Source organism: Actinacidiphila sp. bgisy167, from assembly GCF_057707665.1.
The window spans coordinates 1-18,915 of sequence record NZ_JBYIQP010000067.1 but is presented as its reverse complement, the minus strand read 5'-3'; the positions used below and the strand labels follow the sequence as shown (position 1 = coordinate 18,915).

The window sequence follows — 18,915 nt, the reverse complement described above, 5'->3', positions numbered from 1 at the left end:
CCCTTGGAGTGATCCGCGACCCGGCGGCTTGCCGCCCCCGCAGCCGGTGTGGATCACTGAAATCACCGGCGGGCCCGCCCCGTTCCTTCGCCGGGACATGGGGAGGGGCGAGCCCGCCGGCCACGTGAAGCAGCAAGAACCAGCGCAGCCCCAGGCCGGCCCCCGGCCGACCCGGACCGCACCCGGAGCCGTTTTCCACCACCACGCCCACGGCCCCGGTCCCGTCACGAAAAACATGACCCGGGACATTTCCCGGGCCCATTCGCGAACACGGCGGAACATCCATGTGGCACGCACAGGTGATTTTCACAAACCGGCCTTGTTCTCGGCAGCGGGCCTATGGCTCACTTGGGGCGGTGAACCGCAGGCAAGCCGCTCATTCCAGGCTGGGGAAAGGAGCTGGACGGCCGGCGGTTCGCCGTTTCCCCGCGCCGACGGCACGGCCCGCCCCGCCCCGCCCGCCGCACCCGTGGCCGGCACACGGCACCCCGCCCCGCACCGGGCAGACCGGCCCCCCGCCGCCGGACCACCCCAGGCGGCCCGCCCCGCACCTCCCCAGGCGGCCGCCACCGCCTTCTGCGCCCGACCCCTGCCCCGGCCCCGCACGGGCCCCGCACGGGCCCTGCGCCGACCCCGGCCGGGCCGTTGCACGAGGTTCTCAAAGGAGCACACATGCCTCCCACGGTCAGCGCGATCAGCCCCTCGCAGGGGCACGCAACCGGCGGCACCCTGGTCACCCTCACCGGCACCGGCCTGACCGGCGCCACCGCCGTACGGTTCGCCGGCACCCCCGCGACCTCGTTCACCGTGCACTCCACCGCCCAGATCACAGCCCTCACCCCGCCGGGCACCCCGGGCGGCGCCCAAGTGACCGTGACCGGCCCGGACGGCACCAGCAACCAGGTCACCTTCACCTACACCACCGCCGAGGTACCGGCCGTCACGGCCCTGGCCCCCACCACCGGCCCGGCAACCGGCGGCACCCTGGTCACCCTCACCGGCACCGGCCTGACCGGCGCCACCGCCGTACGGTTCGGCGCCACCCCCGCCGCCTCGTTCACGGTGCACTCACCCACCCGCATCACGGCCGCCGCCCCGCCGGGCACCCCGGGCGGCGCCCCGGTGACCGTCACCACCCCCGGCGGCACCAGCGCCGCCTCCACCAGCGCCTACTTCTTCCACGCCGCCCCGCCCGCACTGACCGCCGCCACCCCCGCCCTCGGCCCCACCGCCGGCGGCACCACCGTGACCCTGACGGGAAGTCACCTCCTGGGCGCCACCGCCGTCCTGTTCGGAACGAGCCCCGCACCGGCCCTGACCGCCGTGTCCGCCACGCAGATCACCGTCACCGCGCCCGCCGGAACCGCCGGCCCCACCCAGATCACCGTGGCCACACCGGGAGGAACCAGCAACCCCGTCGCCTACACCCACCTCGCCGCTCCCGCCCTGACCGCCCTGACACCGCACAGCGGCCCCACCGCCGCGGGCACCGTCATCACCCTGACCGGCACCGGCCTGGCCGCCGCCACCGCCGTCGCAGTCGGCGGCACCCCCGCCGCCTTCACCGTCGTGTCCGACACGCAGATCACCGCCACCGCGCCCGCCGGAACCGCCGGCCCCACCCCGATCACCGTCACCACCCCCGGCGGCACCAGCACCACCCTGACCCACACCCGACTCGCCCCGCCCGCCATCTGAACCCCGCCCCCAGCCCCCCGCCCGGGCCGGCAGGCGCAGCCGCCGGTCCCGGTACGGACACGGTGCGGGCGCACCACGCGGCCGCCTCGCCGCCGCAAACGACACCGGTGAGGTCCGCCGTGCCCGCCCGGCAGGGAAGAACCGATCCGCGTTCCACCTGAGCGGCGGCTCGCCCAGCACCAGCAGGCGACGCCCCTCCACCACGGACATGCCACCGGGCAGCCCCCGGACGCACAAGCCGGCCGCCGCCGGCAGCAGCGCGCGGACGAATCAGCGCACCAGCTCGGTGGCCAGCAGATCCATCAGCAGGCCGTCGTGCCAGGTCCCGTCCAAGCCGCGTTCGTACCGCCGCATGACACCGACCGGCCGGAAACCGGCCTTCGCGTAACAGCGGATCGCCGCGATGTTGTCGGCCGCCGGGTCGACGACCAGACGGTGGTAGCCGCGGTCGTCGACGAGATGGCGGGCCAACGTGCGCACCGCGTCGCCGCCCAGACCCCTGCCGTGCACCATGGGATCGAGGAACAGATCGATCCCCGCGTGCCGGTAGTCGGGATCCTCCTCGGCATACCACTGGATCATGCCCACGATCCGCTGCCGGTGAAGGACGGTCCAACACGCCGTGCCGGGGTCGTCCAGACCGGCCGCGACATCCGCCTCGAGATCCTCCCCGCCGTTCCAGCGGGCCCGCACCTCACCAGACCCCCGGATCACGGCCAGAGCCGGCACGTCCTCGCCGGTGGCGGGGCGGAGAACGACGAGGGCGCCACGCAGCACGGTCACGACAGGAACGATAGAGGCGAACCGGATCGCCCGCCGGCCGCCCGCCGGCCGGCCGCCGCGTGCGCCGCCCGCGCCCCGTGCACCGACGGCCCGGGGCAGGCCCCACCACCGCGCCCGCGACCACACCGAGACCCGCCGAACCCAACCGGGCCGCGACCGCAGACCACACCGCCCGGACACCGGCGACACCGCAGCCCCAAGCCCGGCAACAGCACCGGCTCAAACCCCAACTGCCCAGCAGAAAAAACACGTTGCCCACCACCCGGCCGAACGAAAACACCGCGATCGAAGAAAACCCCTCGACGGCCGAACGGAAAGCCGCAGCACGACAAACCACACACCGCTTCCCCGCCGGCCCGCGAACTATTTCGCAAACCCCTCACGCCGGCAACAAAATGCCGCCATGATAATTGGGTGGCACTCTCACTACGACTGCGACGCAAAGCATCGCGGGGTGCGCACACCCCCGAGCTCTTGCCCGTCTGGGTCGTGGCGCCGCTGTCACTGCTGGTCGTCGGCGCCATCAGCCTGATCCTCTACCAGTACGTGCAGGAACTGATGGCGCACCAACCCAACGGCCCGCGGCAACCGGCCGCCGGCACCGGCGTCAGGGACGTCATCGAAACCACCATGACCGTCCTGACACTCATCGGCGCCGTCTTCGCCGGCGTCTACGCCTACCGCAGGCAGCTCATCGCCGAAGCCGACGCCCACCGCGCCGACGCCGGCCAACTCGCCGACCGGTACACCACCGCGGCCCTGCAACTGGGCCACGACCAAGCCGCCGTACGCCTCGCCGGCGTCTACGCCCTGGCCCGCCTCGCCGACGACTGGGAGGAACAACGCCAGGTCTGCATCGACGTGCTGTGCGCCTACCTGCGTATGCCCTACCAGCCCGAACCCGGACACGCCGGCCACAAGAAAGGCGAACGGCAGGTCCGCCACACGATCATCCGCATCATCCGCGACCACCTGCAGGACCCCGACCTGCCCTCCTCATGGTCGGCCTGCGACTTCGACCTCACCGGCGCGACCTTCGACGGCGGCGACCTGGGCGGCAGCCACTTCCACGGCACGGTCGACTTCACCGGCGCGATGTTCAGCGACGGCACGCTCTCCCTGTCCCGTACGACGTTCCGCGGCACCGCCCGCTTCACCGCGGCGACCCTGGGCGGCGGCACCCTCGACCTCACCGAAGCCACGCTGTGCGGCAGCACCCTGGACTTCTCCCGCTCCACACTCAACGGCGGCACGGTCTCCTTCCGCCGCGCGACACTCGACACCGGAACGGTCTCCTTCTCCGGGGCGACACTGAACGCCGGGAACATCTCGTTCTCGAATATGACGCTGCATTCCGGCACGGTCTCCTTCGCCGGGGCCATACTGCATTCCGGCACGGTCTCCTTCGCCGGCATGACACTGAACGGCGGCACGGTCTCCTTCAGCCGCGCGACCGTGAACGACGGCACCGTCTCCTTCGGCGACGCGACCCTGGACGCCGGAACGGTCCATTTCGGGGACGTGACACTCAGCGGAGGAATACTCGAGTTCACCGGCGCCACACTGGGCGGCAGCGAAATCTACTTCAAACGCGCCCGGCTCAGCGGCGGCACGCTCGACTACAGCAGCGCCACCCTCGTCGCCGGCGTCGCCGCACCCTTCTTCGACAACGCGACGTTCGGCGGATCACAACTGGTGTGGGGCCATCTGCCCCACCCCCCAGGAGCCTGACCCGACCGCCCACCGCCACTGCCACCACCCATCCGGCCACCGCACCCACCCGGCCACCGCACCCAGCCGACCCCCGCCCCGCCGGCCCGCACCCCGCTGGCCCGCGCTCCGACGACCGGCGGGGCGACCCCACACAGCGGCCCGGCCCGGCATCCGGGCACAACGGCCGGACACCGGGCCGGGCAGACACGCTGGCGCCTCACACCCCTCTGCGCCGCTCGGCTCCGGGCTGCTGCCCGGCACCCGGCACCACCACGATGCTGCCGCCCGACCCGGCCCGCTTGTTGGCCGCGTCGGCCTCCTGAAGAGTGGGGTAGTCACGCACGACACCGGTCGGCAGGGTCAGCCGGTAGACGGTGCCGGCCCGGCGTCCCGGCACCGCAGCCGGCCCACGCGGCCGTTCGCCGCGCCCACAGTTGCATCCCATCGCACACTCCTTCGCTGGTCTCGAATGCAGGCGACAGTCGTCGCAGAGGTCGGTGGTCGTAGAAGTCGGTGGTCGATCGGTTGCCGAGAGGTCGGTCGCCGCCGGGTCAGTCGATCCAGGTGGAGGCCACTCCGGTCAGGTAGGACAGGGTCAGCACCGTTGCCACGGCCTGGTAGGCGGTGGTGTCGCCCGCGAACAGGGCGACGGGGACGGCGGCCGCCGAGACCCAGATGCTGGTGCACCAGCCGCAGGTGACCAGATACGCGGGCCTGGAGTCATCCCCGAACCGCGCCGCGACCTTGCTGCGCAGCCCCGCGGCCAGGGTGTCCTTGGTGATGAAACGGGTGATGCGGCATGTCATGCCGAGGGTGAGAAGCAGGATCTGCAGGCTCATGCTGTGCGCTCCCGCCGACGGGCCCGGGCCCCGCCCGCGGCTGCGGAACGGGACCCGGGCGTACGGTCGTGCTCCTACAGGTATGTGTAGTTGACCGCGTTGCTGCTACCTGCCGGGCTGTGAGCGACCACGTTCACGTTGCCCGGGGCGTGCGGCGGCGCCGTCACGGTGATCAGGGAGCCGGTCACCGACACCAGGGTGCCCGGGACGCCTCCGAAGGTCACCGAGGTCACCGAGGCCAGGTTCGACCCGACCAGCAGGACGTTGCCGCCTCCGGTCCGCGGGCCGAAGCCCGGGGTGGCGAAGAACAGGTTCGGCGGGTTGTTGGAGACCACCTGCTGGAGCACCGCGCCCGACGTCGACGGGTTGTAGCAGGTGCTGCCGCTGTAGGAGGCGGTCAAGGTGTGGACGCCGGTGGTGAAGTTCGACTTCGTCAGCGTGGCCACACCACCCACCACCGGGGCGGTTCCGATGGGCGCGAGCCCGTCGAAGAACGTCACCGTCCCCGTCGGGGTCCCGCCGCCGGGCGCGACCGGGGAGACGGCGGCGGTGAGCGTCACCGTCTGACCGCTCACCGACGGGTTCGGCGTCGTGGTCAGGACCGTGGTGGTGTTCGCCTTGCCGACGGTGGTCAGGGCCGAGCCCGTCGAGCCGGCCACGCACCCGCCGCCGCTGTAGACGGCGAGCAACGTGTGCGTACCCGTGTTCAACGGCACCGACAACGTCGCGGTGTTGCCCACGAGCATCGCGGTCCCCAGCGGGACGGCACCGTCGAAGAACGTCACCGAACCGGTGGGAGTGGCGACACCCGGCGGCACGACCGCCACGGTCGCCGTGAGCGTCACCGTCTGCCCGCACACGGACGGGCTCGGCGTCACGGTCAGGACGGTGCTGCTGCCCGCCGGGTTGACGGTCACGGCCACGGTTCCGGAGGACCCGGCCGCGCATGTGTCGCCGTTGTAGGTGGCGGTGATCGTGCCTGTGGCCAGCGAGGTGGTGGTCAGGCAGGCCTGGCCGGTGGCGTCCAGCGGCAGGGTGACGTTGAGTCCGCCGGGTCCGGTGAAGGTGACGGTTCCGGTGGGGGTGCCGCTGCCGGGCGCGTTGATCGCGACGGTGGCGCAGACGGTGACGGACTGGCCGCACACCGACGGATTCGGTGTCGCGGTCACGCTGGTGGTCGTCGTGGCCGGGTTGACGGTGACGGTGGCGGTTCCGGAGGACGCGGCCGCGCATGTGTCGCCGTTGTAGGTGGCGGTGATCGTGCCGGAGGTCAGTGTGGTGGTGGTCAGGCATGCCTGGCCGGTGGCGTCCAGCGGGACGGTTTGGTTGAGTCCGCCGGGTCCGGTGAAGGTGACCGTCCCCGTCGGGGTGCCGGTGCCGGGCGCGTTGATCGCGACGGTCGCGCAGACGGTCACGGACTGCCCGCACACCGCGGGGTTGGGCGTGACGGTCACGCTGGTGGTCGTCGTAGCCGGGTTGACGGTCACCGCCACGGTTCCGGAGGACCCGGCCGCGCACGTGTCGCCGTTGTAGGTGGCGGTGACCGTGCCGGACGCCAGTGTGGTGGTGGTCAGGCAGGCCTGGCCGGTGCCGTCCAGAGCCACGGTCTGGTTGAGTCCTCCGGGTCCGGTGAAGGTGACCGTCCCCGTCGGGGTGCCGGTGCCGGGCGCGTTGATCGCGACGGTCGCGCAGACGGTCACGGACTGCCCGCACTCCGACGGATTCGGTGTCGCGGTCACGCTGGTGGTCGTCGTGGCCGGATTCACCGTGACGGTCGCCGTACCCGCAGAGCCCGCCGCGCACGCGTCGCCGTTGTAGGTGGCGGTGATCGTGCCGGAGACCAGCGAGGTGGTGGTCAGGCAGGCCTGGCCGGTGGCGTCCAGCGGCAGGGTGACGTTGAGTCCGCCGGGTCCGGTGAAGGTGACCGTTCCGGTGGGGGTGCCGCTGCCCGGTGCGTTGATCGCGACGGTCGCGCAGACGGTGACGGACTGCCCGCACACCGACGGGTTCGGCGTGACCGTGACGCTGGTGGTGCTGGCCGCCGGGTTGACGGTCACCGCCACGGTTCCGGAGGACCCGGCCGCGCACGTGTCGCCGTTGTAGGTGGCGGTGATCGTGCCGGAGGTCAGTGTGGTGGTGGTCAGGCAGGCTTGGCCGGTGGCGTCCAGCGGCAGGGTGACGTTGAGTCCGCCGGGTCCGGTGAAGGTGACCGTTCCGGTGGGGGTGCCGCTGCCCGGCGCGTTGATCGTGACGGCCGCGCAGACCGTCACCGATTCCCCGCACACCGACGGGTTCGGCGTGACCGTGACGCTGGTGGTCGTGGCGGCCGGGTCGACGGTGACGGTGGCCGTGCCCGTGGACGCGGCAGCGCAGGCGTCGCCGCTGTACGTGGCGGTGATCGTGCCGGAGGTCAGTGCACTCGTCGTCAGGCACGCCTGGCCGGCGGCGTCCAGCGGGACGGTCTGGTTGAGTCCGCCGGGTCCGGTGAAGGTGACGGTTCCGGTGGGGGTGCCGCTGCCCGGGGCGTCGATGGTGACGGTGGCGCAGACGGTGACCGTCTCGCCGCACACCGACGGGTTCGGCGTGACCGTGACGCTGGTGGTGCTGGCCGCCGGGTTGACGGTGACGGCGGCGGTGCCGACGGACCCGGCCGCGCACGTGTCGCCGTTGTAGGTGGCGGTGATCGTGCCGGAGGTCAGCGAGGTGGTGGTGACACATGCTTCACCGGCGGCGTCGAGGGCGACGGTCTGGTTGAGTCCGCCGGGTCCGGTGAAGGTGACCGTTCCGGTGGGGGTGCCGCTGCCCGGCGCGTCGATGGCGACGGCCGCGCAGACCGTCACCGACTCGCCGCACACCGCCGGGTTGGGCGTGACGGTCACGCTGGTGGTCGTCGTGGCCGGGTTGACGGTCACGGCGGCGGTGCCGACGGACCCGGCGGCGCACGTGTCGCCGTTGTAGGTGGCGGTGATCGTGCCGGAGGTCAGCGAGGTGGTGGTCAGACACGCTTCACCGGCGGCATCCAGAGCCACGGTGACGTTGAGTCCGCCGGGTCCGGTGAAGGTGACCGTTCCGGTGGGGGTGCCGCTGCCCGGCGCGTCGATGGCGACGGCCGCGCAGACCGTCACCGACTCGCCGCACACCGACGGGTCGGGGGTGACGGTCACGGTGGTCGTCGTCGTGGCCGGGTTGACGGTGACGGTGGCCGTGCCCGTGGACGCGGCGGCGCACGTGTCGCCGTTGTAGGTGGCGGTGATCGTGCCCGTGGCCAGCGAGGTGGTGGTCAGACATGCTTCACCGGCGGCGTCCAGAGCCACGGTGACGTTGAGTCCGCCGGGTCCGGTGAAGGTGACCGTTCCGGTGGGGGTGCCGCTGCCCGGCGCGTTGATCGTGACGGCGGCGCAGACGGTGACCGTCTCGCCGCACACCGACGGGTTCGGCGTGACCGTGACGCTGGTGGTGCTGGCCGCCGGGTTGACTGTCACAGCGGCGGTGCCGACGGACCCGGCCGCGCACGTGTCGCCGTTGTAGGTGGCGGTGATCGTGCCCGTGGCCAGCGAGGTGGTGGTGACACATGCTTCACCGGTGGCGTCGAGGGCGACGGTCTGGTTGAGTCCGCCGGGTCCGGTGAAGGTGACGGTTCCGGTGGGGGTGCCGCTGCCCGGTGCGTTGATCGTGACGGTGGCGCAGACGGTGACCGTCTCGCCGCACACCGACGGGTCCGGCGTGGCGGTCACAGTGGTGGTGCTGGTCGCCTGGTTGACCGTCACCGTGGCCGTGCCCGTGGACGCGGCCGCGCACGTGTCGCCGTTGTAGGTGGCGGTGATCGTGCCTGTGGCCAGCGAACTCGTCGTCAGACAGGCCTGGCCGGTGGCGTCGAGGGCGACGGTCTGGTTGAGTCCGCCGGGTCCGGTGAAGGTGACGGTTCCGGTGGGGGTGCCGCTGCCGGGTGCGTTGATCGTGACGGTGGCGCAGACGGTCACGGACTGGCCGCATACCGACGGATTCGGTGTCGCGGTCACGCTGGTGGTCGTCGTGGCCGGGTTGACGGTGACGGTGGCCGTGCCCGTGGACGCGGCGGCGCACGTGTCGCCGTTGTAGGTGGCGGTGATCGTGCCCGTGGCCAGCGAGGTGGTGGTGACACATGCTTCACCGGCGGCGTCCAGAGCCACGGTGACGTTGAGTCCGCCGGGTCCGGTGAAGGTGACGGTTCCGGTGGGGGTGCCGCTGCCCGGCGCCTCGATGGTCACGGTGGCGCAGACGGTGACCGTCTCGCCGCACACCGACGGGTCCGGTGTGACCGTGACGCTGGTGGTCGTGGCGGCCGCATTGACCGTCACCGTGGCCGTGCCTGTGGACGCGGCCGCGCAGGCGTCGCCGTTGTAGGTGGCGGTGATCGTGCCTGTGGCCAGCGAACTCGTCGTCAGACAGGCCTGGCCGGTGGCGTCGAGGGCGACGGTCTGGTTGAGTCCGCCGGGTCCGGTGAAGGTGACCGTGCCGGTGGGGGTGCCGCTGCCCGGCGCCTCGATGGTCACGGTGGCGCAGACGGTGACCGTCTCGCCGCACACCGACGGATTCGGTGTCGCGGTCACGCTGGTGGTCGTGGCGGCCGCATTGACCGTCACCGTGGCCGTGCCTGTGGACGCGGCCGCGCACGTGTCGCCGTTGTAGGTGGCGGTGATCGTGCCGGAGGTCAGCGAGGTGGTGGTCAGGCATGCTTGGCCTGTGGCGTCGAGGGCGACGGTTTGGTTGAGTCCGCCGGGTCCGGTGAAGGTGACCGTGCCGGTGGGGGTGCCGCTGCCCGGCGGGTCGATGGTCACGGTGGCGCAGACGGTCACCGTCTCGCCGCACACCGACGGGTCCGGTGTGACCGTGACGCTGGTGGTCGTGGCGGCCGCATTGACGGTGACGGTGGCCGTGCCGACGGAGCCGGCCGCGCAGCCGTCGCCGCTGTAGGTCGCGGTGATCGTGCCGGAGGTCAGCGAACTCGTCGTCAGACAGGCCTGGCCTGTGGCGTCGAGGGCCACGGTCTGGTTGAGTCCGCCGGGTCCGGTGAAGGTCACCGTGCCGGTGGGGGTGCCGCTGCCCGGCGGGTCGATCGTCACCGTGGCGCAGACGGTCACCGTTTCCCCGCACACCGACGGGTCCGGTGTGACCGTGACGCTGGTGGTCGTGGCGGCCGCATTGACGGTGACGGTGGCCGTGCCGACGGAGCCGGCCGCGCAGCCGTCGCCGCTGTAGGTCGCGGTGATCGTGCCGGAGCTGAGCACACTCGTCGTCAGGCACGCTTCACCTGTGGCGTCGAGGGCTACGGCCTGGTTCAGTCCGCCGGGCCCGGTGAAGGTCACCGTGCCGGTCGGGGTGCCGCTGCCCGGCGCCTCGATGGCCACGGTCGCGCAGACGGTCACCGCCTCCCCGCACACCGACGGGTCCGGCGTGGCGGTCACAGTGGTGGTCGTGGTCGCGGCGTTGACCACCTGGGTGATCAGCGGCGAGGACGAGGGGTCGAAGGTGCCGTCCCCCGAGTAGACGGCGATGGCCACATGGGAGCCGGCGGACAGGTCCGACACGGTGATCGAGGCCTGGCCCGCCGCGTCCAGCGGGACGATCTGAGCCGGCCCGTCGTCGCTGATGATGAAGGTCACCGTGCCGGTCGGGATGCCCGGGTCCGGCGGTACCGCGCTGACTTGAGCGGTGAAGGTGACTGCCTCCCCGCAGGCGGACGGGTTGGGAGTGGAAGTGAGCGTGGTCGTCGAACTTGCCATGGTTGGGCCCTTTCGCGGGATCCATGCAGCGAGTGGGAGCGCCCCCGCCCACAGGCCGCAGCCCTGAAGAGGGAGAGAGAAGGCGGCGTGTCCGGTCGCACACCGCACAGCTGGCCGTATTCCCTGACGGGAAAGCCGCGCCCACCTGTCGATGACTTTCAGTAGGCATCGATTCACGCCACGCAGGCCAGATTCATGCATAATGCACCACCCGAATGGCGTAGCGCGTGGGGCGGCTCACTTCCTTTGCGCATTCACACCGATGTGCGCCGCGCATGGCGCACAAGGCAAAAATTATGCGCCGTTTATTGTTGTTTATGCCGAATTGGAGTCCGAGGGGTGCGGGGGTGCGGGCGGCTGCGGTGCCGCTCGCGCGCCGGGTGGTCCGCGGGGAGAATTTTGCCGGGCGCTGCCGGCGCCCCGGTGTGAGCCGGTGTGCGCCTCCCGGGGCCACGGGGGTTCGTGTGTGATCGTGAGCTGGGAGAACGGGACGTGGTGCGGCGGCCGTTCCGGCGTCGTTCCGTCCCGTGGAAAGGCCCCGGTTCTCGTGCCGTGGGATGTGGGCCCCGGGGGGAGGGGAGTGGCCCCGTGGGGGCGGGAGGGGTGCTGCACGGTGCGCTGCCGGTGTGAGCGCCGGGCGCACAATACGTCGGCGGCATCTTTCGTCCGGCCCGGGCGTGAGCGCGCATTTCACTCGTTCCGGTGAATCGGCGTCACGTGTACTGCCGATTTGCTGCCGGATATGAGTCACTGAAATGCGATGCGGTGGCGTATCTCCCCAGCCGCTCCGGGCTAGTAGAGGCATCGGATCCGGACGGACGGTCGGTGTGTCCGTCCGGGATCCAGCGGTACGGCTCCTCAATTCCACGGCCCGGTGTTGCCGATCGGGTGTCGCCCCGCGCTGCCGCTGACACCCCACCCCGCCCCGAGCTGTTGTCCGGGGAAGCACGCCCCCGGTGGACCGGCCCCGAACGACGCCGGCATGACTCATTCAGGAGCGCTTAATGCCTACCTTTCACGCCCTTCGCCAGGACCGGCCCGCTGTGGCGCCGGGGCCGGGGTATGCGGGCGGCCCGGCATCAGGGCGCGTCCAAGGGCCTTTTTGCGCAGTGGTGTTGACGTCGGTGATGCGGGTCGGGGGGTCCGGCCGCCGGGCATGGCCGGCTGCCGCGACCGCGGGCGGCGCGGCCGATGAGCCGGGGAGCGGGGGGCGGTCGTCGTGAGCGGTGTGTTCCCCGACCAGGGACCCTACGGGGGCGGCACGGAGGTGACGATCGTCGGCCGCCACCTCGGCGGCGCCACTGCCGTGCACTTCGGGACCCGTCCGGCCGCGAACGTCACCGTGGTCGACGACCAGACCCTTCTCGCCGTCACCCCGGCCGGCAGCGGGGCCGTGCGCGTGAGCGTCACCACGCCCGGCGGCAGCGCCGTCGTCGGCACCTTCTTCTACCTCCGTGCGCCGCTGCTGTCCCACCTCGTGCCCGCCGCGGGTCCACTGGCCGGTGGCAACGCGGTCGTGGTCAGCGGCACCAATCTCTTCCGGGCGGTCAGCGTGCACTTCGGCGACTGGGCCGCTTTCCCCACCGTGCTCAGCGACCAGCAGCTCCTGGTCACCGCACCCGCGGCCGCCGTGCCCGGCACCGTGCCGGTGTTCGCGGTCGCCGTCGGCGGCGTCAGCAACCGGCTTCCCTACCTCTACGCCGGTGCGCCGGCCATCGTGGGTGTCAGCCCGGCCGGCGGACCGGTCGCCGGGGGGACGACCGTCGTCATCAGGGGGACCGGGCTCGGCCGCACCGAGGGTGTGACCTTCGCAGGACAGGCCGCCACGTCCGTGCGGGCCTTCTCCGACACCCTCGTGGTCGCTGTCGTCCCCGCCGGCGTCGCGGGACCGGCGGACGTCACCGTGACCACCCCCGGGGGCACCGACACCTTTCCCGGCTCCTTCATCTACATGGCCGACTCCTCCACCGCCCTCACCTCCGCCCCCGACCCTTCGGTCTCCGGGCAATCGGTGACGTTCACCGCCGCCGTGACCGGCTCCGCGGGCGCCGGCACACCGACCGGCACGGTCGAGTTCGACTTCGGCGACGGGGCGCCGACGGTGACGGCGCCCCTGGTCGGCGGCACCGCCACGATCAGCCACACCTACGCGGACCCGGTCGGCGGCCCCTTCACCACCACGGCGACGTACAGCGGCGACACGCGGTTCTACCCGTCCACCGCAACCGGCAGCCACAGCGTCGCCCAGGCGGCGACCACCACCACGGTGACCGCCACCCCCGATCCGTCGGTGACCGGGCAGAGCATCGCCTTCGTCGCCAGGGTCGCGCCCGACGCGCCCGGCGCGGGCGTGCCCACCGGCACGGTGACGTTCGACTTCGGCGACGGCCAACCGCCCGTCAGTGTCCCGGTGTCGGGCGGCACCGCTGTCGCGGAGCACACCTACAGCGCCGCGGGCCCCTACCCGGTCAGCGTGAGCTACAGCGGCGACCTCGCCTTCGCCCCGTCCACCGGCACGGACGGCCACCTCGCCGAACCGGCCGCCAGCAGCACGCGGCTGAGCGTGTCGCCCGAACCGTCCGCGGTCGGCCAGGCGGTGGCGTTCACCGCGACCGTGGCCGCCGTCCCGCCCGGCTCCGGTACCCCGACCGGCACCGTGACGTTCGACTTCGGCGACGGAACCCCACCGCAGGAGGCACTCCTCACCACGGGCGCCGCCACGACGACGCACACCTTCGTCTCCACCGCCGACGGCCCCCGCACGATCACCGCCACCTACAGCGGCGACGCCGACTTCACCGCTTCCGCGGACCAGGACACCCACACCGTCGAGCCGGCCGCGACGACCACCGTGATCACCTCGGCGCCCGATCCGGCGGCCGTGGGCGAACAGGTGGCGTTCACCGCGACCGTGGCCGCCGTCCCGCCCGGCTCCGGCACACCGACCGGCAGCGTGACGTTCGACTTCGGCGACGCCACCGACCCGGTCACCGTGCCCCTGACCGGCGGCACGGCCGACGCCACCCACGCCTACCCCCGGACCGCCGCACAGCCCTACCCCGTCACGGCCGTCTACCAGGGCACGGCCGACTTCACCCCCTCCTCGGCCACCGCGACGCAGACCGTGACCGCGGCCGCGACCACGACCGCGATCACCTCGGCGCCCGATCCGGCGGCCGTGGGCGAACAGGTGGCGTTCACCGCGACCGTGGCCGCCGTCCCGCCCGGCTCCGGCACACCGACCGGCACCGTGACGTTCGACTTCGGCGACGGCACCACCGCGGCCGCCACCCTCACCGACGGGACGGCGACCACGGTCCACACCTACACCGAGACCGCCGCGGAACCGTACCCGGTGTCAGCCGCGTACACCGGGACGGCCGACTTCGCCCCGTCGACCGGCACCGCCACCCAGTCCGTGACCGCGGCCGCGACCACGACCGCGATCACCTCGGCACCCGAACCGGCCGTCACCGGACGGGAATCGACCTTCCTCGCGTACGTCACCGCCGCGACCCCCGCCGCCCCGCCGCCCACCGGCACCGTCACCTTCGACTTCGGCGACGGCTCGCCGCCGCAGACGGTACCGGTGAACGGGGGAGTGGCCGAGGCGACCCACACCAACCCCGCCGCGGGCACCGCGTACACGGTCACCGCCGACTACAACGGGGACGCCGACTTCTCCCCCTCCGCGGCCGCCAGGACGCATGCGGTCACCCAGGCCGGGACGGCCACGACGGTCAGCGCCGACCCGTACCCCTCGGTCCCCGGCGAGCAGGTGACGTTCACCGCGACCGTGGCCGCCGACCCGCCCGGCGCCCGCACCCCGCAAGGGGCGGTCACCTTCGACTTCGGCGACGGCAGCCCCCCGGTCGCCGCGCCCCTGACCGGCGGCACGGCGACGACCACCCACACCTACCCCACCGCCGCCGGCAGCCCCTACACCGTCACCGCCTCCTACGGCGCGGACACCGACTTCCTCGCCTCCACCGGCACCCTGACGCACACCGTCGACCACGCCCCGACCACCACCACCGTCACCGCCGACCCGCAGCCGTCGGTGACCGGCGCACCCGTTACCGTTACCGCCACTGTCACCTCGACCGCCCCCAACACGCCGACAGGGACGGTGACGTTCGACTTCGGCGACGGCACCGCGCACCTGACCGCACTCCTGCAGGACGGCACCGCGACAGTGGTGCACGCCTACCCGGCCGGCACCGCGGACGCCGGCCCGCTGACGATCACCGCGACGTACGACGGCGACGAGAACCTCGCCCCGTCCCAGGGCAGCACGCCCCACACCGTGGCCCCCGCCCCGACCACGACCAGCGTCACCGCGTCGGCCGCGCCCTCCGCGGTGGGCCAGACCGTGACAGTGTTCGCGCGCGTCGTCGCCCTCGAGCCGGCCACCGGAGCACCGGCCGGCACGGTCACCTTCGACTTCGGTGACGGAACGACGCCGTCGACCGCCCCGGTCACCGACGGCGTGGCCACGGTGACGCACGCCTACACCGGCACCGCCGGCAGCCCCTACACGATCACCGCGACATACGACGGCAGCCCCGACTTCGCGGCCTCCTCGGGCACATGGGCCCAACAAGTCGACGCCGACGTGTCCACCACCTCCACCACCGTCACCGCCACCCCGCAGCCCTCACCGGCCGGCCAAGCCGTCACCTTCACCGCCACCGTCGAGGTGCTCCCACCCGCCGCGGGCACCGCGACCGGCACCGTCACCTTCGACTTCGGCGACGGCAGCCCCCCGGTCGCCGCGCCCCTGACCGGCGGCACGGCGACGACCACCCACACCTACCCCAGCGCCGCCGGCAGCCCCTACACCGTCACCGCCCGCTACAGCGGCGACGCCGACTTCGCGGGCTCCGCGCAGATCACCACCCAGCTCGTCGAACCGTCCGCGTCCTCCACCACCCTCGAGACGGCCCCCGCCCCCTCCCTGAGCGGCCAGCCCGTCACCCTCACCGCCACCGTCACCGCCGCAGGCCCAGGCACCGGCACGCCGACCGGCACGGTCACGTTCGACTTCGGCGACGGCACACCCACCCAGACCGCCGCCCTGTCCGCCGGCACCGCCACCGTCCTGCACGCCTTCTCCTCCTCCGGCAGCCCCTACCCGCTGACCGCCACCTACCACGGTGATCCGGACTTCCTCGGCTCCACCGCCTCCGGCACCCAGACGGTGACCCCGGCACCCACCGTCACCTCGGTGAACGCCCCGGGCCCCTCGCTGACCGGACAGACCGTCACCTTCACCGCCACCGTCACCGCGCCGACCGCGGGCGCCGGCACACCGGCGGGCAGCGTGACGTTCGACTTCGGCGACGCCACCAGCCCGGTCACCGTGCCGATCCTCGCCGGGGTGGCCGTCGTGCCCCACACCTACGCCACCACCGCCGGCAGCCCCTACACCGTCACCGCCGCCTACGACGGCGACGCCGACCACACGGCATCGACCGGCACACTGCCCCACACCGTCCACGCCGCCCCGACCACCACCACCGTCACGCTCACACCGCAGCCCACGACACCGGGCCGGCCGGTCACGGTGACGGCGACCGTCGCCCCGGTCGCGCCGGGCGGCGGAGTGCCGACCGGCACGGTCACCTTCACCTTCGGCGCCGACGACCCGCCCATCACTGTCCCGCTCGACGGCTCCGCCGCCACGATCAGCCACACCGACGCCACCCCGTCCCTGGCCCCCCACACGTTCACCGCCACCTACAACGGAAGCGCCGACCACACCACCTCGATCGGAACGGCCACCCACACGACCGTGCCGGACACCACCACGACCACGGTCAGCGCCGACACCGCGCCCACCACGGTCGGCCAGGCCGTGACCTTCACCGCGACCATCGCCCCCACGCAGCCCGGCGCCCTGGACCCCACGGGCAGCGTGACGTTCGACTTCGGCGACGCCACCGGCCCGGTCAGCGCGCCCGTCCTCGCCGGGACGGCCGTCGTGTCCCACACCTACGCCACCACCGCCGGCAGCCCCTACACCGTCACGGCCGCCTACAGCGGCGACACCTACGCCACCGCCTCCACCGGCACCACCACCCACACCGTCCAACCGGCACCGACCACCCTGGAGATCCAGTCCACCAGCCAGACGCCGGTGGCCGGGCAACCGATCACCGTGACCGCCGCCGTCACCCCCGCCACGCCCACGACCGCGGCACCCACCGGGACCGTGACGTTCGACTTCGGCGACGGCAGCCCGTCCGTCCCCGTCCCCCTCCAGGCCGGCACCGCCGCCGTCGCGCACACCTACCCCCACGCCTCCGGCACCCCTTACCAGATCACCGCCACCTACAGCGGCGACACCGACTTCGCGCCCGCCGACGGCGTCCACTCCCAGAGCGTCGGCCGGGCCGCCACCGCCACCGCCACCGCCGTCAGCACGACACCGAACCCCTCACCGGCAGGCCGGCCGGTCACCGTCACGGCGTCGGTGACCCCGGTGGCGCCGGCGACCGGTACCCCGACCGGCACGGTGACCTTCGACTTCGCCGACGGCGGGGAACCGGTGACCGCCGTGCTGACCGACGGCGCCGCGACGATCACCCACACCTACCCGCACACCGCCGGCAGCCCGTTCACCCTGACCGCCACCTACAGCGGAGACGGCGACTTCACCGCCTCCAGCGGCACCCGCACCCAGTCCGTCGCGCGGATCCCGACGGCCACGCAGGTCAGCGACGAGCCGGACCCGGCGCTGACAGGCCAACCGGTGACGGTCACCGCGACGGTGGCGACGGTGCCACCCGGCGCGGCCACGCCGACGGGCACCGTGACGTTCGACTTCGGCGACCACACCGACCCGCAGACGGTCCCGCTCGTCGCCGGGACCGCGACCGCACCGCACGCGTACACCGCCTCCTCAGGCGCCCAGAGCACGATCACCGCGACCTACAGCGGCGACACCGACGCCGAACCCTCGGTCGGCACGACCCCCCACACCACGCTCAGGGGCGTCACCACCACCATGATCGACTGCTCGAGCGACCCCTCCGCAGCCGGCCAGCCGATCACCGTCACCGCCTCCGTCACCGCCGTCCCACCGAGCACCGGCCAACCCGAGGGCACCGTCACCTTCGACCCGGGCGACGGCACCGGTCCCGTCACCGTGGAACTCGTAGGCGCCATCGCCACCTACACCCACAGCTACCTCCACGCGTCGCCCACCCCCCACCAGATCACCGCCGCCTACAGCGGGAACGCCGACTTCCGCCCCTCCGCCGGGGACCACACCCACCAGGTCGCCCCGGCCGCGACGCTCACCACCATCTCCCCACCCCCCGAACCGACACCCGTGGGCCAACCGGCGACGATCACGGCGACCGTCACAGCCGCCGCCCCCGGCTCGGGCACCCCCACCGGCACCGTCACCCTCGACTTCGGTGACGGCGAGCCACCGGTCTCCGCCCTGCTGGTCAACGGGACGGTCAGCCTCACCCACACCTACCCGCACACCGCCGGCACCCCGTTCACGGTCACCGCCACCTACGGCGGCGACGCCGACTTCACCTCCTCCACCGGCGCCGCCACCACCGCCGTCACGCCCGCCGCCACCACCACCACGCTCCTGACGACACCGAACCCGGCCACCCCCGGAACGCCGGTCACCGTCATCGCCAGGACCACCGCGGCCACACCGCAGGCCGGACCCCCCTCCGGCACGGTCACCATCGACTTCGGCGACGCGACCCCACCGGTGACGGTGCCGCTGACGGGCGGCGTCGCCACCGCCACCCACACCTACGACGCCACGGCAAGCCCCTACACCCTCACCGCCTCCTACGGCGGCGACGCCGACTTCACCGCCTCCACGGCGACCACCACCCAGACCGTGACCGCCGACACGGTCCTCACCACCACGACGGTCACCTCCTCCCCCCAGCCGTCGGTGACCGGCCAGACCGTGTCGTTCACCGCCACCGTGACACCGGTCGACAGCGGCGGCGTGCCCACCGGAACGGTGACGTTCGACTTCGGCGACGGCCAGAGCCCGGTGACCGCGACACTGGCCGGCGCGACCGTGACCGTCCCGTACACCTACCCGCACACCACCGGCAGCCCCTACACCGTCACCGCCA

7 protein-coding genes are annotated in these 18,915 nt (G+C 72.8%); 3 read left to right on the top strand and 4 right to left on the bottom strand.

Features of this window, described 5'->3' with window-relative positions; all coding sequences use genetic code 11:
- Window positions 1-672 precede the first annotated feature (672 nt).
- Window positions 673-1,698: an IPT/TIG domain-containing protein gene (locus AC3ET4_RS22920; RefSeq protein WP_431952355.1), complete on the top strand. Its 1,026-nt coding sequence runs from the start codon at window positions 673-675 to the stop codon at window positions 1,696-1,698.
- 270 nt (window positions 1,699-1,968) lie between these two features.
- Here AC3ET4_RS22920 and AC3ET4_RS22915 read toward each other — a convergent pair whose 3' ends face one another.
- Complete coding sequence (locus AC3ET4_RS22915) at window positions 1,969-2,475, bottom strand: GNAT family N-acetyltransferase (RefSeq protein WP_431952368.1); 507 nt, start codon at window positions 2,473-2,475, stop codon at window positions 1,969-1,971.
- A 420-nt stretch (window positions 2,476-2,895) separates the two neighbouring features.
- Between AC3ET4_RS22915 and AC3ET4_RS22910 the strand changes: the two genes are divergently transcribed.
- Entirely contained in the window at window positions 2,896-4,212 is a 1,317-nt protein-coding gene (locus AC3ET4_RS22910; RefSeq protein ID WP_488175952.1) for a pentapeptide repeat-containing protein, read from the top strand.
- Between the two features lie 199 nt (window positions 4,213-4,411).
- Here the strand turns inward: AC3ET4_RS22910 and AC3ET4_RS22905 are convergent, their stop codons facing one another.
- From AC3ET4_RS22905 to AC3ET4_RS22895, 3 genes are all read right to left on the bottom strand, one after another.
- Window positions 4,412-4,639 carry a DUF7196 family protein gene (locus AC3ET4_RS22905; protein WP_431952351.1) on the bottom strand — a complete coding sequence of 76 codons (228 nt, stop codon included), beginning with the start codon at window positions 4,637-4,639 and terminating at the stop codon, window positions 4,412-4,414.
- Between the two features lie 106 nt (window positions 4,640-4,745).
- A complete protein-coding gene (locus AC3ET4_RS22900; protein ID WP_431952349.1) occupies window positions 4,746-5,033 on the bottom strand; it encodes a hypothetical protein in 288 nt (95 codons plus the stop codon).
- A gap of 74 nt (window positions 5,034-5,107) precedes the next feature.
- Window positions 5,108-10,795: an Ig-like domain repeat protein gene (locus AC3ET4_RS22895; protein WP_431952347.1), complete on the bottom strand. Its 5,688-nt coding sequence runs from the start codon at window positions 10,793-10,795 to the stop codon at window positions 5,108-5,110.
- A 1,219-nt stretch (window positions 10,796-12,014) separates the two neighbouring features.
- Here AC3ET4_RS22895 and AC3ET4_RS22890 point away from each other — a divergent pair.
- The coding region (locus tag AC3ET4_RS22890) for an Ig-like domain repeat protein (protein WP_431952346.1) at window positions 12,015-18,915 on the top strand (6,901 nt) is incomplete at its 3' end.

What these genes read in the sequence shown, in the direction of transcription:
- AC3ET4_RS22920 (WP_431952355.1), top strand. Translation starts at nt 673, where the DNA reads ATGCCTCCCACGGTCAGCGCGATCAGCCCCTCGCAGGGGCACGCAACC.
- AC3ET4_RS22900 (WP_431952349.1), bottom strand. Translation starts at nt 5,033, where the DNA reads ATGAGCCTGCAGATCCTGCTTCTCACCCTCGGCATGACATGCCGCATC.
- AC3ET4_RS22905 (WP_431952351.1), bottom strand. Translation starts at nt 4,639, where the DNA reads ATGGGATGCAACTGTGGGCGCGGCGAACGGCCGCGTGGGCCGGCTGCG.
- AC3ET4_RS22895 (WP_431952347.1), bottom strand. Translation starts at nt 10,795, where the DNA reads ATGGCAAGTTCGACGACCACGCTCACTTCCACTCCCAACCCGTCCGCC.